This window comes from uncultured Paracoccus sp., assembly GCF_937873615.1.
Classification (GTDB): Bacteria; Pseudomonadota; Alphaproteobacteria; order Rhodobacterales; family Rhodobacteraceae; genus Paracoccus.
In genome coordinates, this window is sequence record NZ_CALMYP010000066.1 from 130296 (window position 1) to 145171 (window position 14876).

General features: G+C 64.8%; 15 protein-coding genes and 1 tRNA gene. 5 read left to right on the forward strand and 11 right to left on the reverse strand.

Going from position 1 to position 14876, the window contains the following annotated elements:
- Positions 1–25: 25 nt before the first annotated feature.
- From Q0330_RS16565 to Q0330_RS16575, 3 genes are read right to left on the reverse strand one after another with little or no spacing between them, the layout of a single operon-like run.
- On the reverse strand, positions 26–1405 hold the full coding sequence (locus Q0330_RS16565) for a PepSY domain-containing protein (RefSeq protein WP_299482021.1): 1380 nt from the start codon (positions 1403–1405) through the stop codon (positions 26–28).
- Positions 1406–1422: 17 nt separating this feature from the next.
- On the reverse strand, positions 1423–2532 hold the full coding sequence (locus Q0330_RS16570; protein WP_299482024.1) for a methanobactin export MATE transporter MbnM: 1110 nt from the start codon (positions 2530–2532) through the stop codon (positions 1423–1425).
- Between the two features lie 6 nt (positions 2533–2538).
- Positions 2539–3381 (reverse strand): MbnP family copper-binding protein, encoded by an 843-nt coding sequence (locus Q0330_RS16575; RefSeq protein WP_299482027.1) that lies wholly within the window; start codon positions 3379–3381, stop codon positions 2539–2541.
- A gap of 94 nt (positions 3382–3475) precedes the next feature.
- On the opposite strand from Q0330_RS16575, the gene Q0330_RS16580 reads away from it, so the two are divergent.
- Together Q0330_RS16580 and Q0330_RS16585 are read left to right on the forward strand one after the other, a co-directional pair.
- Positions 3476–3883 (forward strand): hypothetical protein, encoded by a 408-nt coding sequence (locus Q0330_RS16580; RefSeq protein ID WP_299482030.1) that lies wholly within the window; start codon positions 3476–3478, stop codon positions 3881–3883.
- A 388-nt stretch (positions 3884–4271) separates the two neighbouring features.
- Positions 4272–4724, forward strand: coding sequence for a TRAP transporter small permease (locus tag Q0330_RS16585; protein WP_299482033.1), 453 nt, complete (start codon positions 4272–4274; stop codon positions 4722–4724).
- Here Q0330_RS16585 and Q0330_RS19255 read toward each other — a convergent pair.
- Entirely contained in the window at positions 4612–5373 is a 762-nt protein-coding gene (locus Q0330_RS19255) for a DUF6538 domain-containing protein (protein ID WP_366518342.1), read from the reverse strand. The genes Q0330_RS16585 and Q0330_RS19255 overlap by 113 nt on opposite strands.
- An 85-nt stretch (positions 5374–5458) precedes the next feature.
- A tRNA-Ala gene (locus Q0330_RS16595) sits at positions 5459–5534 on the reverse strand.
- 106 nt (positions 5535–5640) lie between these two features.
- On the opposite strand from Q0330_RS16595, the gene Q0330_RS16600 reads away from it, so the two are divergent.
- Together Q0330_RS16600 and rsmD are read left to right on the forward strand one after the other, a co-directional pair.
- A complete protein-coding gene (locus tag Q0330_RS16600; RefSeq protein ID WP_299482039.1) occupies positions 5641–6843 on the forward strand; it encodes an FAD-dependent oxidoreductase in 1203 nt (400 codons plus the stop codon).
- Complete coding sequence (gene rsmD, locus Q0330_RS16605) at positions 6840–7403, forward strand: 16S rRNA (guanine(966)-N(2))-methyltransferase RsmD (RefSeq protein WP_299482042.1); 564 nt, start codon at positions 6840–6842, stop codon at positions 7401–7403. Before Q0330_RS16600 ends, rsmD begins: the two co-directional genes overlap by 4 nt.
- An 18-nt stretch (positions 7404–7421) precedes the next feature.
- Here rsmD and dapD read toward each other — a convergent pair whose 3' ends face one another.
- Positions 7422–8246, reverse strand: coding sequence for a 2,3,4,5-tetrahydropyridine-2,6-dicarboxylate N-succinyltransferase (gene dapD, locus Q0330_RS16610; protein WP_299482045.1), 825 nt, complete (start codon positions 8244–8246; stop codon positions 7422–7424).
- A gap of 95 nt (positions 8247–8341) precedes the next feature.
- Here dapD and Q0330_RS16615 point away from each other — a divergent pair, with 95 nt between their 5' ends.
- Positions 8342–9172 (forward strand): TIGR00730 family Rossman fold protein, encoded by an 831-nt coding sequence (locus tag Q0330_RS16615; protein WP_299482048.1) that lies wholly within the window; start codon positions 8342–8344, stop codon positions 9170–9172.
- A gap of 53 nt (positions 9173–9225) precedes the next feature.
- On the opposite strand, the gene Q0330_RS16620 is transcribed toward Q0330_RS16615, so the two are convergent.
- From Q0330_RS16620 to argC, 5 genes are read right to left on the reverse strand one after another with little or no spacing between them, the layout of a single operon-like run.
- Entirely contained in the window at positions 9226–9723 is a 498-nt protein-coding gene (locus tag Q0330_RS16620) for an RNA pyrophosphohydrolase (protein ID WP_299482051.1), read from the reverse strand.
- The gene (locus Q0330_RS16625) at positions 9720–11234 is read right to left on the reverse strand and encodes a S41 family peptidase (protein ID WP_299482054.1); all 1515 of its coding nucleotides are present in this window, start codon (positions 11232–11234) and stop codon (positions 9720–9722) included. Before Q0330_RS16625 ends, Q0330_RS16620 begins: the two co-directional genes overlap by 4 nt.
- Positions 11231–12424, reverse strand: a complete 1194-nt coding sequence (locus Q0330_RS16630) for a peptidase M23 (protein ID WP_299482057.1) — start codon at positions 12422–12424, stop codon at positions 11231–11233. The genes Q0330_RS16625 and Q0330_RS16630 overlap by 4 nt, the downstream gene beginning before the upstream one ends.
- Positions 12421–13947 (reverse strand): 2,3-bisphosphoglycerate-independent phosphoglycerate mutase, encoded by a 1527-nt coding sequence (gpmI, locus tag Q0330_RS16635; protein ID WP_299482060.1) that lies wholly within the window; start codon positions 13945–13947, stop codon positions 12421–12423. The genes Q0330_RS16630 and gpmI overlap by 4 nt, the downstream gene beginning before the upstream one ends.
- Entirely contained in the window at positions 13944–14861 is a 918-nt protein-coding gene (gene argC, locus Q0330_RS16640; RefSeq protein WP_299482063.1) for an N-acetyl-gamma-glutamyl-phosphate reductase, read from the reverse strand. The genes gpmI and argC overlap by 4 nt, the downstream gene beginning before the upstream one ends.
- Positions 14862–14876: the final 15 nt, after the last annotated feature.

Below are 14876 nucleotides of genomic sequence, written 5' to 3' on the forward strand. Positions count from 1 at the left end.
CCGGCGGCATCGCTTTTTCGAGGTGTCAGGACAGGGCCTGCCGAAGTGCCGGAAGCCGCTCGATGACCAGCAGATCCACCAGCAGGACCACGATCAGAGAGATCCCGGCCATCGGGAATGCCAGCGCAATGGCAAGCGCGACCAGCAGCGCCCCTTTCCAGTGCGGCAAGGCTTCTGGGCGGGGCGGCGCGGCCAGACGGCCAGCCCCTGCCGGGCGGCGCTTCCACCAGACCACCGCGCCTGAGATGCAGGTGAACAGGATTGCGCTGATCAGCACGATGTTCAGAACGAAGTTCCAGGTCCCGGCCAAACCCCTGTGCAGGGCAATGCCCCAGGCCATCGCCTTGGCCACCAGCGAGTATTCGGCATAGCCGATATCGGCCAGCACGTTGCCGGTATACTGGTCGATATGCACTGTGCGGTCGCTCGAAGGATTGACGCTGTCTTCGTTGCGCCCCTCGGCCATGACGGTATAGACGCCGGTTTCCGAGGCAGGCAGGCTGACCTTGTATTGCCTGACAAAGCCGTTTGCAGCGGCCCATTGCACAACACTGTCAAGCGCAACCGGCGACGGAACCCCGGCAATGCCCGCATCTGTACCCGAGACGGGCATCGGCGTCAGTTCCAGCCCCCAGGGCACCTCGTCCAGCGGGCCGTGGTTCAGCGAGGCATGGGTGACGTCCGAGGACCACATCGAACTGTTCTTTTCAGCCGGGAACGACGACCAGGGCTGGACGAATTTTCCGCCCCAGATCCCTGCCCAGGCCAGGCCCGACAAAGCGAAAAGCACGAGGAAGACGGCGATCCATGTGCCCGTCGTCGCGTGAAGCGATTTCCAGAAGCTGCGGCCCCTGCCAGAAAGGTCGGGCACCAGCGCGCGCCAGCCCATTTTCGGCAGCCACATGTAAAGCCCCGTGGCGATGAGCAGCAGCATCAGCGAGACTGCCGCTTCGATCAGCCGGTCCCCCGCGTCGCCGATCATGAGCGTGCCGTGGATCTTGTTGGCATAGGCGTAAAGCGTTTTCGTCTTGTCGATCTGGTTCAGCACCTCGCCGGTATAGGGATTTACGGCAACCGAGATCACCGCATCGGCGTCACGGATTGCGAAGAAGGTCGGTCGGTCGACGCCCTCTGGCGCGATATACTGGTTCAGAACGCCGCCGGGAACGGTTGCCAGCGCGGCCTGGGCCTGAGTCGAGATCGGCAGCGTGCTTTCGCCCACGGCGATGTCGGCGACATAGCCCATCTGGTTGGACTGGCTGGTGGTCAGCAGCATGATCATGCCGGTGATCGCCAGCGTCATGACGAAGGGGATGACAAAAAGCCCGGCATAGAAATGCCAGCGCCAGGCGGTGAAGTACAGCGCGTTGCTCCGCGGCGCAGCCTGTTGGTTGCTTGGTGCCATTATCTTTCCTTTCCAGGTCAAGGCATGATGCGATTGGTGTTGGCCGGATGCCCGTCCGGCCAGGGGTCGGAAAGGCGCGGATCGGACAGGAAATCCTCGTCCGTCAGGCTTTCCAGGAAGGCGATGATGTCGTCGATCTCGGCCTCGGTCGCGGTGAAGCCCGCGATCATGCCGTCCTTCATCGGATGGCCGGGTGCGCGGCCCGCCGTGGCGTAATGCGCCATCACGCCCCGCAGATCGGGGACCGAGCCGTCGTGCATGTAAGGTGCCGTCACCGCGACATTGCGCAGCGAGGGGGTCCGAAAGCGCCCTGCATCCTCGGCCCTGCGGGTGATCTCGATCAGGCCGGGGACGGCGGCGGGATAGGGGTCGTAAAGCCCGGTATTGTGGAAGCCGATTTCGGGCTGCGACGATCGCGAGGTCTGCAGATTATCCGTGAACATCGCGCCCTGATGGCAGTGATAGCACTCAAACCGATGATCAAAGAACAACTGCTCGCCGCGCTTGGCGGAGGGCGACAGGGCGTCGGTCTCGCCCCAATATTTGTAGCGGTCATAGGCGCTGTTGACCGAGATCATGCTGCGCTCGAACGCGGCCAGCGCGCGGGTGACGGTAAAGAGGTCTGGCGCGGGCCGGTCGGGGAAAGCCTCGGGAAAAGCCGTGGCGTAATAGGGATCGGCGGCGAGCAGCGCAAAGATCCGGTCGTCCTGGCCCGCGCTGCCCATCTCTTCCGGGTTTTCGCCGAACATCGGGATCAGCGACTGGAATTCGAGGCTGTCCATATGCGGATTGGCCCAGGTCAGCACCGGGAAATAACCCGCATTCGCCAGACCCGGCGCGTTCTTCGCCCCGGTGATGCCCTCGATCCCGACAGCGGTTTCCCGGCCATCGGTAAAGGCGCGCTCCTGCACATGACAAGACACGCAGGCGACCGTGCCGTCGCGCGACAGCCGGGCATCGTAGAACAGGTGCCGCCCCAAATCGACCTTGGCCGCCGACATGGGATTGTCGGCGGGCACGGGCGGCGGCGGCATCCAGACGGGCAGCGGCCAGACGTAATCCTCGGCAGGGGCACTTTGCGCCCCGGCCAGGATCATGACCGCCACCTGAAAGATCAGGCGGCGCATCGATATCTACCGTGCCGTGATCAGCGATTGCTGGCCGGCCGCCACATCCATGTAGGGCAGCCCCAGCTTTGCCATCACCGTCATGCAATCGCCATCGTCCGGGAAGGACATGCAGCCGGGCGAGGTCTCGGGGGCGTTTACCGTCAGATCGGCATCGGCCACGACCGGCGCCGGATCGACAACCAGAACGTTCTTCGCCGGATCGAACCCGTCCACCTTCAGCGAGAGCGTGTTCGGATTCTTGCACGCGGTCGGTGCCTCGGTCTTGGAGGCGGCATCGCACATGGTCGAGCCGAGGTGCAGGAACCAGCCGGCTGCCTCATTGCCCTCGGCCTTCTGCGCGGGCACCATGTCGATGCGCACGAATTTATAGCCACCCTGCCAGTTCCAGAACATCGCCGTCGTGTTGAGCGGCGCAGGCGCAAGCGTTGGGTCGACGTGGTTTTCCTCGAAGGGAATGCCGACATCGAATGCGATGCCGGTATACTCACCTGCCGGGACGGTCCCGGTCAGCGCGGCATGGGTGCCCGGCGTGCCATTGGTGCAGCCACCGCTCGCGTCCTCGAAATCCAGCAGCGCGACATCGCCCGACTGCCACTGGCCGTCCTGATCCAGCGTGATGGGCTGTCGGCTGCCGTCCGCGCGGATCATTGCCGCGTTCGAGACAAACATCCGGAAATCGGTCGCGGTCACGTCGGCGCTGGTTGATCCCATCTCCGGATAGCTTTCCGTGCAGGAAAACGGCTTGCCGCCGATCTCGGCCACGAAGGGAATCGTGACGTTCACGTCGTCGGCCAACGCGGGCATCGCGACAGCTGCAGCGATTGCTGCGACAAGAATATGTTTCATTGTGGTTCTCTCTGGCTTGGTCGCCATTGCGGCGACATCATGAGTTGATCGAAGTCGTCAGATTCGATCAGGCCAGAGGTGGAGCGCGTGTCCCATGCGCGGGATCAAGAACCGCACGCCGCGCGCGGTCCTGACATGGGGCAACGATTCTCGCGACGAAGATCAGGTCGGCTTTGAAGACGCTGACGGGTGGGTCGGGCAATATCGTGGCCGCGACGATATGGCAGGCTGGGCAATCGCCAGTCATCGCCTGCTCGTCATCGCCCATATCGCCGCAAAGCGCCGAAAGATCGCCACCCGAGAGGACATAGTTTTCAAGCGCCACATCGGATGCGGTCGGCATGCGATGGCCAAAGCCCACCGCGACAAGCGCGAAGGCGATCAGGCCGACAACGGCGACCCTGCAGACCAATGCACGAACCTTCATGTCCATCGGCTCATCTTGTCAGAACGACTGCATTGCGACAAGACGCATTGCAGCGCCAGAGCTGGGCATTATTGACACATCCCCTGCCCGGATCGAGACGGAACTGCTGTGCGATGCGGGCTGGAGGCACCGAGCATGGTGAGGTGACTGAATTTGATAGAGAAATCGGTTCTGTAGGCAGCGCCGAAACCGGGGCCGGGACTGTCGGATCCTCGGCAGCGAGGTGCAGAGATTTGCGCCCTGCATCCACCGTTTGCGGCAACTGGGCGTTTACCCTGCACTGTTGCCGTGCCGGACGCCCGAGGGTGTCCAACCCATCATCAAAGCCAACATGGCGCAGCATAGCATATTCTTCAAAACAAAAAATTTTGATTGAATAATTTTTTAATTCAAAATATTATTTGCCGTAGATCAGCGAGGTGTCTTCATGCGGCGGCAGCCATTGCACTCGAGTCTCGATGCAGTGTTCAAGCTATGCGGCTTTGTCGCCAGCGCCAGTTTCGGCGCTCTGACGCTGAACGTCACGGCGGATATCCTGTTCCGCAATCTCGGCATCGCCAAATGGCCATGGCTGAACGAAGTCACGGAGTATCTTCTGACCATCGCCACCTTCTTTGGTGCGCCCTGGCTGTTGCGCGCCCATGGCCATGTCAATGTCGATGTCGTGTTGCGGCTGGTGCCGGATGTGGTGGCGGGGCTGCTTGGCAGGCTGGCCAATATTCTGGGCCAGCTGATCTGCGCGTTGATGTTCTACGAATCGCTGCGGGTGATCGCTGACACCCGCGCCGTGGGGTCGCTGGTGTTCAAGAACCTGATCTTCCCCGAATGGTATCTGCAGATCCCCATGGTCGTCTGTTTCGGCCTGTGCACGCTGGAACTGTTGGGCCGCGTCCTTCAGGGAAGGGTTGAGGCATGATGACCTGGTGGTTGACCTTGCTGGTGCTGGGCGGCCTGCTGGCGGCGCTCTTCGCGGTTGGGCTGCCGGTGGCCCTGGCCTTTCTTGGCGTCAATACCGCGCTTCTGGGCGGGACCCTGTCGCAAGCCACAGCGACGTCCTGCCAGCCCAGCACTTCGTCAGCTTCGCCCTGCCAGAAATCATCGGCCTTGCCACGGGCGTATTCATACCTGGTCGAGGCTGCCAGATCCTCTGCCGCCTGCCCATGTTCCTCGAAGGTCGGCGTGGGTGCCTCGGGCAATTCACCTATGACCCGTCCGTCATCATCCAGTTCGACGAAACCGCCCAACCGGATGTCTTCATCCTCATCCAGCAGATAGCGGTAATAGGCAGCCTTGGCAGCCGCGACCTGATCGGGCGTCAGTTCATCCTGAACCCCGATCCGCTCGCCCCTGATCTTGCGGCGATGCGCCTCGAACCGGCGATCAACCTCCACCGCAGCCAGCCGGACCAACCGCAAGGCCACGGCCCGGTCCTTGGTCTTGAGCGAGGAGGTTTCCTCGGCTTTCGGGTAGCTGTCCTTGATGTGCTGCGGGATGGCAGCACGGTGATAATATACCGCTCCACGGCGGGCCAAACGGGTGTGTCCAGTCACGGCAACAAGCCTCATCACTGTAACACTTCCCCGTAGCAGGACACCGAAATTCCCCGGCAATTGCAGGAAATTAGATGAAAAACAATGCGCTAGAAGTGACTGGTGGAGCCGAGGGGAATCGAACCCCTGGCCTCATCATTGCGAACGATGCGCTCTACCAACTGAGCTACGGCCCCATCAGGCGCGGTATTTGGGGCAGGCTCGTCTCAATGTCAAGCTGGGAATCGCGGGGCTTGCGCCGGGGGGCGCGGCGGTTCATGACATTGGGAAAAAAGGAATGTCATGGATATCGTCATCTTGGGCGCGGGGCAGGCGGCGGCGTCGATGGCTGCGAAGCTACGGGCGCTTGGCTCGGGTGCCACGATCACCGTTATCGGGGATGAGGCAGCAGCACCCTATCAGCGCCCCCCCTTGTCGAAGGCCTATCTGCTGGGCGATATGCCGCTGGAGCGGCTGACCCTGCGCGCCGACGAGTGGTGGAGAGAGCAGGATATCCGGCTGATGACCGGCACCAAGGCGACCCGGATCGACCGCGCAAAGCAGGTTGTGGAGACGGGCGCCGGACCCCTGCGCTATGACATGCTTGCCCTGACGCTCGGAGCGGAGCCGCGGCACCTGCCGGTCGGGATGGGCGGCGATCTGGCGGGGGTTCATGCGATCCGCAAGCTGAACGATATCGCGGGGCTGGCGCCGGAGCTGGTGGCGGGGCGCAATCTCGTGGTGATCGGCGGCGGCTATATCGGGCTGGAAGCGGCGGCGGTCGCCCGCAAGCTGGGTCTGAACGTGACCCTGATCGAGGCCGCGCCGCGCATTCTCGGGCGGGTCGCGGCGGCGGAAACGGCCGATCTGATCCGCGAGTTGCACCGGGCGCATGGGGTCGAGATCGTCGAGGGCACCGGGCTGGCGGCACTGGAAGGCACGGATCGGGTCAGCGCCGCGCGGCTGGACGACGGGCGCAGCCTGCCAGCGGATCTGGTCATCCTCGGGATCGGGATCGCGCCCGAGACGGCGCTTGCCGCCGAGGCCGGATTGCAGATCGAGAACGGGATCGCCTGCGATGCGCAGGGGCGGACCTCCGTTCCCAATATCTGGGCGGCGGGGGATTGCGCCTCGTTTCTTTGGCAGGGGCAGCGGATGCGGCTGGAAAGCGTCGGCAATGCCATCGACATGAGTGAGCTGGTGGCCGGGAACATGCTGGGCGCGGGGCAGGATTATGCGCCGAAGCCGTGGTTCTGGTCGGACCAATACGACGCGAAGCTTCAGATCGCCGGGCTGAACGCGGGCTATGACCGGATCGTGCAGCGCCCGTGCGAGGGCGAACATGCCGGCTCGGTCTGGTATTACCGCGCGGGGCAGTTGATCGCGGTCGATGCGCTGAACGACGCCCGCGCCTATATGGTCGGCAAGCGGCTGATCGAGGCCGGGCGCAGCCCCGAGCCGGCGCGCGTCGCCGATGCCGGCATCCCGGTGAAGGAATTGATGTGAGGATCATCGGCGGCAGGCTGCGCGGGCTGAAACTGGCCGAGATCGGGGCCGGCGATCCGGCGGCGCATCTGCGTCCGACCACCGACCGGGTGCGCGAGACCATGTTCAACCTGCTGATCAACAGCCTCGGCATCGGGCTGGAGGGCGCGCGGGTGCTGGATCTCTTTGCCGGCAGCGGTGCCCTTGGGCTGGAGGCATTGTCGCGGGGCGCGGCACGGGTGGCCTTTGTCGATGACGGGGCGGCGGCACGGGCGCTGCTGCGCGCCAATATCGAGAAGACGCGCGCCATGGGCACGACCGATGTCTGGCGTCGGGATGCGACAAGGCTGGGACCGAACCGGGGCGCGGGTTACGATCTGGTCTTCATGGACCCGCCCTATGGCATGGCCCTGGGCGAGGCCGCGCTGCAATCGGCGCTTGAAGGCGGCTGGTTGGCCCCCGACGCCGTGCTGGTCTGGGAGGAGAGCACGCCCCCCACCCTGCCAGATGGCTTCGCGCTGCTGGATCAGCGCCGCTATGGCGAGACGCTGGTGACGATCCTGCAAAGGCAGGCGGCATAGGCCGCCCGCCCTGTCCGGTCAGTCGCGCAGAAGATCGTTGATCGAGGTCTTCGAGCGGGTCTTTTCGTCCACGCGCTTCACGATCACCGCGCAGTAAAGATGCACGCCGTTCTTCGAGGGCATCGAACCGGCGACGACGACAGAACCGGCCGGCACCTCGCCATACATGACCTCGCCGGTCTCGCGGTCGACGATCTTGGTGGACTTGCCGATGAAGACGCCCATGCCAAGGACCGAGCCCTCGCGGATGATGCAGCCCTCGACCACCTCGGAACGGGCACCGATGAAGCAGTTGTCCTCGATGATGGTGGGGCCGGCTTGCATCGGTTCCAGCACGCCGCCGATGCCGACGCCGCCCGAGAGATGCACGTTCTTGCCGATCTGCGCGCAGGAGCCGACCGTGGCCCAGGTATCGACCATGGTGCCTTCATCGACATAGGCGCCGAGATTCACGAAGCTCGGCATCAGCACCACGCCCTTGGCGATAAAGGCGGATTTGCGCACGATGCAGTTCGGCACGGCGCGGAAACCTGCCTCGCGCCACTGGTTGTCGCCCCAGCCGGCGAATTTGCTGTCGACCTTGTCCCACCAGCCGCCGTTCTGCGGACCGCCCGGCTGCATTTCCATGTCCTTGATGCGAAAGCCCAGCAGGACCGCCTTCTTGGCCCATTGGTTCACATGCCAGTCCGCCCCGCGCTTCTCGGCCACGCGCAGTTTGCCGCTGTCGAGCGCGTTCAGCGTGTCCTCGATCGCCTCGCGGGTCTCGCCCGTGGTGGCAGGGGTGATCGCATCGCGGCCCTCCCAGGCGGTTTCGATGGCCTTTTCCAGCGCGTCGTTCGACATGGGTCTCTCCTCGGTCAGGGTGGAAACTGCTTCGCAACGGCTATAAGCGGGGGGGTGAGCAGGCGCAATGCGCGCGAACCAACCAGAGGCCATAGATGACCGAAGACGACGCCCGCGCCCATCCCTTCCCGCATAGCCGGGAAGATGCGAAATCCGCCGAGAAGACCCCGGACACGCCGCAGACCCGCGCACCGGCCTATAAGCTGGCCTTCGCGGATACCGATTTCCTGCTGCGCGAGGAATTGCGCGCCGTGCGCCTGCAGCTGGAACTGCTGAAGCCGCAGATGATCCTGGACGAGCGCGGCATCGAATCGACCGTGGTCATGTTCGGCGGCGCCCGCATCCCCGCACCCGAAGACAAGGGCAGCGCCCGCACCGAAACGCTGGCCGGCCTGTCGAAATATTACGACGAGGCCTATCGCTTCGCCCGGCTGATGACCGAGCGCAGCCTGAAGACCTATGGCCGGGAATTCGTTATCTGCACCGGCGGCGGCCCCGGCGTGATGGAGGCCGGCAACAAGGGCGCCCATGAGGCCGGTGGGCAGTCCATCGGCCTCGGCATCGTGCTGCCGCACGAACAGGCGCCGAACGAATATGTGACCCCGGACCTGTCATTCAACTTCCACTATTTCGCCATCCGCAAGATGCACTTCCTGCTGCGCGCACGGGCGATCACCGTCTTTCCCGGCGGTTTCGGCACCATGGACGAGCTGTTCGAGACCCTGACCCTGATCCAGACCGGGCGCATGAAGCGGGTGCCGCTGCTGCTGTTCGGACGCGAGTTCTGGGATTCCGTGATCGACTGGAAGGCATTGGCCGATGCCGGCACGATCAGCGCCAGCGACCTGAGCCTGATGCAATATGTCGAGACGGCGCAGGAAGCGGTCGATATCATCGACGCCTTCGATCCCGACGCCTGCGACTGAATTGGAAAGGCCCGGCGCAATGGCCGGGCCTTCTATCCATCCGTGAAATCCGCTCAGGCCAGCTTGTCGCGGAAGATCGCGAAAACCTGTTCATAGACCGCGCGCTTGAAGGGCACGATGGTTTCGATCAGGTCGCCGGCGCGCATCCAGGCCCATTTGTGGAACTCGGGATGTTCGGTGGCGATGTCGATCCGGGATTCGTCGCCGGTCAGGCGCATCAGCACCCATTTCTGGCGTTGCCCGCCATATTTGCCCTTCCAGACCTTGCCGACCAGTTCCGGCGGCAGGTCGTAATAGACCCAGTCCTCGGCCTCGGCCTCGATCTCGACCGCATCGGGCGGCAGGCCGGTTTCCTCGCCCAATTCGCGGATCGCGGCCTCGACCGGGGTTTCGACCTTGTCGATCCCGCCCTGCGGCATCTGCCAGGCTTCGGCGGTGGTGTCGATGCGCAAACCGGCAAAGACCAGCCCCGCATCGTTGATCAGCACCACCCCCGCGCAGGGGCGATAGGGCAGCCCGGCGGGGCCAAGCCGTCCCTTATCCCCGGTCATTGCGCAGCACCTTCCGGTGCCGGAGCCTCGGCCGAGCCGTCGTCCGCATCGCCGCCGTCGTCCTGCATCTCGGGCGCGTCGGTGGCGGGTGCGCCGTCTTCTGACGGTGCCGCATCGGTGCCGGAATTCTCGCCGGTCACCGCCGGCGTATCCGCCGCGACCACGTCATCGGCCTTGAAGTCCACGGCCGCCAGCCCTTTCAGGATGTCGATCGCATAGGCCAGTTGATAGTCCTGCTCGCGCAGCTTGGCGGTCGCCTGAACCTCGGCGGCTTCCTGTTCCAGCTGACGCTTCTCCTCGTCGGAATAGCTGTCGTTGTTCAGCGCCCCGCGCAGATCCGCTTCCGAGGTCGAGAAGCTCGACTGCGTGCGCGGCGCGTCCTCTTCCGTCGGTTCGGGCTTCGGTGCGGGCTGGGCCACGATAATATCGGGATTGATCCCGAGCGCCTGAATCGAGCGGCCCGAGGGCGTGTAATAACGCGCCGTGGTCAGCCGCATGGCGCTGTCCGAAGTCACCGGCAGCACCGTCTGGACCGAGCCCTTGCCGAAGGATTTCTCGCCCACGACGATGGCGCGGCGGTGATCCTGCAGCGCGCCGGTCACGATTTCCGAGGCCGAGGCAGAGCCGCGATTGATCAGCACGACGATGGGCTTGCCCTCGGCCAGATCGCCCGGTGTGGCGTTCCAGCGCTCGCTGTCCTCGGGATTGCGGCCCCGGGTGGAGACGATCTCGCCCTTGTCGAGGAAGGCATCCGAGACATAGATCGCCTGATCCAGCAGCCCGCCGGGGTTGTTGCGCAGGTCGATGACGAAGCCGGTGACCTTGTCGATCCCGCCAAGTTCCTCGACCGCCTTCTTCAGATCGGCCTCCAGCGAAGATATGGTCTCGTCGTTGAAGGTGGCGACGCGCAGGACCACGGCATGGCCCTCGGTCCGGCCCTTCACGGCGGTCAGCTTGATGGTGTCGCGCACGATCTTGACATCGAACGGTTCCTGCTCGCCCTGACGCAGGATGGTGATGGTCACCTCCGAGCCGATCTCGCCGCGCATCATGTCCACGGCCTGATCCAGCGACAGGCCCATCAGCGCCTCGCCATCGACATGGGTGATGAAATCGCCGGCCTGGATCCCGGCCTCGGCGGCGGGGGTGTCGTCCATGGGCGAGATGACCTTCACCAGCCCGTCTTCCTGCCCGACCTCGATACCGAGGCCGCCGAAGCTGCCCCGGGTCTGGGTCTGCATGTCGGCGTAATCGTCAGCCGGCAGGAACGAGGAATGCGGATCCAGCGATTGCAGCATGCCGTTGATGGCCGCCTCGATCAGCTTCTTGGAATCGGTTTCCTCGACATATTGGCTGCGCACCGTCTCGAAGATGTTTCCGAAAAGGTCGAGCTGTTCATAGACCGATTCGCTCTTGCCGGCATCCTGCGCCGAAAGCGGGCCGGCCAGCGTGGTAGTCAGCAGGATTCCGGCCAGAGTGCCGCCGATGCCTGCAATCAGATAATGCTTCATTGCGTCTCCGCCTGTTCTTCAGCCTGCGCGTCCATGCCTTCAACGATATGGTTGAGCACGAACCATTCCCCGGGGTCCAGCGTTTCCTTGCCCCGCCTCAGTTCCAGATACAGTGTTTCGCTGCGATCCGCATCCCTGCCCGTTGCGGCATTGACGACGAAATCTATCCCGAATTCCTGCGCCGAGGGTTCGGTGCCGCCCATCAGGCCGACCGGCTCGCCCGCCGCAAGCACATCGCCGACCTCGCCAAAGACCTGGGCCATGCCGGCCAGGATCAGCAGATAGTCCTTTGCCGGCTCCAGAATGGTGACATTGCCGTAATCCAGCAGCGGGCCGCGATACCGGATCGTGGCCGGCCAGGGTGCGGTCACCAGCGAGGCCGGCGCGGTCGCGATCACCAGCTCCGGCCGTTTGATCCCGGCGGCATCGGCTTCATCATAGCGCCGCAGCACCGTGCCCAGCACCGGCATCGGCAGCGATCCCTGCGCCCCGTCGAAATCGGCCAGTGGCGGGCCGACATCGGATTCCATCCCGGCGATGCCTTCCGCAAAGGCGTCCAGCGTCGCCGCCGAGCGTTCCAGCGCCTGCAATTCCTCGGGGTTGTCGGCAAAACGCGCCGGCATGGTCGAGCGGTCCTTGGCCGCGCTTGCCAGCAGGCGGCGGGCCTCCTGCACGCGGCCCAGCCCCTCGGCCAGCGTATTGGCTGCGCCTTCCTGCAATTCGCGCACCTCGCCAATCTCGTCGAGGCCCTGCTTCAGCCGGTCGGCCTCGGCGCGCAGGCCCGGGGTCACGCTGGACAGGATCATGCCGGAACGCGCCGTCGCCTCTGGCCCCGCCGGATGCAGCAGCATCAGCGTCTCGGGCGATTGCTGCATCGACAGCATGACGCCGACGATATCGGACAGCTCGGCCCGGCGGCTTTCCCATTCGGCCCGGATCTCCTGCTCGCGGATCCCGGCCTGACGCAGCCCGGCCCGAAGCGAGGCCAGCCCGGCCTCATAGGCCTCGATCATGTCGGTCAGCGCGGCGACCTGGTCATCCTTGCTGAGCGCATCCTCCAGCCGGCCCGTGGCCTCGCGCAGTTGGAAGGCGGCGCGGGCGGCATCGTCGCCGGCCCGGCTTTCGGCCAGAACCGGCCCGGCCAGCAGGGCGCAGAGCGCGCCGGACAGAAGGATCGGCGCCTGCTTCATGCCCGCTCGATCAGGCTCTGGCCGGTCATTTCGGGCGGCAGATCCAGCCCCATCAGATCCAGCACGGTCGGCGCCACATCGGCCAGCCGCCCACCCGGGCGCAGCGCCTTGGCAGAGGCATCGCCCACCACGATCACCGGCACCGGATTGGTCGTATGCGCGGTATGCGGGCCGCCGGTTTCGGGGTCGATCATGGTTTCGCAGTTGCCGTGATCGGCGATGATGACCGCAGCCCCGCCCGCATTCGCCAGCGCATCCAGCGCCCGGCCCAGATTGCGGTCCACCGCCTCGCAGGCCTTCACCGCCGCCGGCAGGCTGCCGGTATGACCGACCATGTCCGGGTTGGCGAAATTCACCACGATCAGGTCATAGCCCTGTTCGATCGCCTTCACGAACCAGTCGCCGACCTCGTCTGCGGCCATTTCCGGCTGCAGGTCATAGGTCGCGACCTTGGGGCTTGCCGGCATGTGCCGGTCCTCGCCGGCCTCGGGCGCCTCCTTGCCACCGTTCAGGAAGAAGGTGACATGGGGGTATTTCTCGGTCTCGGCCAGATGAAACTGGCTCAACCCTTTCGAGGCCACCCAGGCGCCAAGCGTGTTTTCCACCTGCCGCTTGGGATAGGCGGCGCTCATGAAGGTGTCATGGATGGCCGAATAATCGACCATGCCCAGCAAAGCCGCCCATTTCGGCCTCGGGCCGGTCTCGAAAGCGTCGAAATCCGGCTGGCCGATGGCCGACAGGATCTCTCGCGCCCGGTCGGCACGGAAGTTCAGGCAGAAGAACCCGTCGCCATCCTTCGCCCCATCGAAACCCGCGACCACCGTCGGCTGAATGAATTCGTCGGTCTCGCCGCGCGCATAGGCGGCGTCCACGGCATGGGCGGCGTCGGGGGCAGAAAGCCCCTCGCCCCCAACCATGGCGGCATAGGCGCGCCCGACCCGGTCCCAGCGATTGTCGCGATCCATGGCGAAATAGCGCCCGATCACCGTGCCGATCCGCGCGCCCTTCGGCAGGTTGCCCTGCAATTCGGTCATGAACCCCATGGCCGATTTCGGCGGCACGTCGCGGCCATCGGTGATCGCATGGATCACCACCGGCACGCCCTTTTCAGCGACCGCGCGGGCGGCGGCCAGCACATGCTGGATATGGCCGTGAACGCCACCATCCGAGACCACGCCCATCAGATGCGCCGTGCCCCCGGTCGCCTTCATCTTCGCAATGAAATCGCCCAGACCGGTATTGTCATAGAAACTGCCGTCCTCGATGGCGAGGTCGATCTGGCCCAGATCCATCGCCACCACCCGACCGGCGCCGATATTGGTATGGCCGACCTCGGAATTGCCCATCTGGCCCTTCGGCAGACCGACATCGGGGCCGAAGGTAATCAGCGTCGAATGCGGACAGGTGGCCATCAGCCGGTCCATGACCGGCGTGTCGGCCTGATCGGGCGCGCTCTGTTCCGGTCGGTCGGAAATCCCCCAACCGTCGAGAATGCACAGAACGACCGGCTTCGTCGCGCTCATAGCCCCGCCCCCTCGTCGATGCCCAGCATGATGTTCAGGTTCTGCACGGCAGCGCCGGACGCGCCCTTGCCGAGATTGTCCAGCACCGCCACAACCACGGCGCAACCCGCCGCATCGTCGCCATGGACCGAGATTTCCAGCATGTTGGTGCCGTTCAGCGCGGTTGCGTCGATGCGCGCGCCGATCTCCTCGGCCTCGCGGACGCGGACGAATTCGGCGCCGGCATAATGCTGCACCAAGGCGCCGTGCAACGAGGACAGCGTCCGCGCACCGCCCAGATGCAGAGGCAGCGACACCGCCATGCCCTGCGCGAATTGCCCGACCGAGGGCGCGAAGACCGGCTGCACCGCCAGTCCGGTCATGGCCATGATCTCGGGGATATGCTTGTGATGCTGGTTGAGCGCGTAAAGGAATTGCGGCGAAGCCTCGCCCTTCTCGAACTCGGCGATCATCGCATTGCCGCCGCCGCTATAGCCCGAGACGGCATTGATCGAGACGCCCTCTTCCGGCCCGACCAGCCCGGCCTCGACCAACGGGCGCAGCATGGCGATGGAGCCGGTGGCATAGCAGCCCGGATTGGCGACGCGGCGCGCGGTGGCGATACGCTGGCGCGCCCCGGCGATCAGTTCAGGGAAACCGTAGGCCCAGTCGGGGTCGATCCGATGCGCGGTCGAGGCGTCGATCAGCCGCACCGGCAGATCGGCCGAAAGCGCCACCGCCTCGCGCGCAGCATCGTCGGGCAGGCACAGGATGGCCACGTCCGCAGCCTCGAAACAGGCGCGGCGGGCATCGGCATCCTTGCGCAGCGCATGATCTATCTGGATCAGCTGGATATCGTCGCGCCCGGCCAGCCGGTCGCGGATCTGCAAGCCGGTCGTGCCGGCCTCGCCGTCGATGAAGACCTTATGTGCCATGTTCGCCCCCTTCTT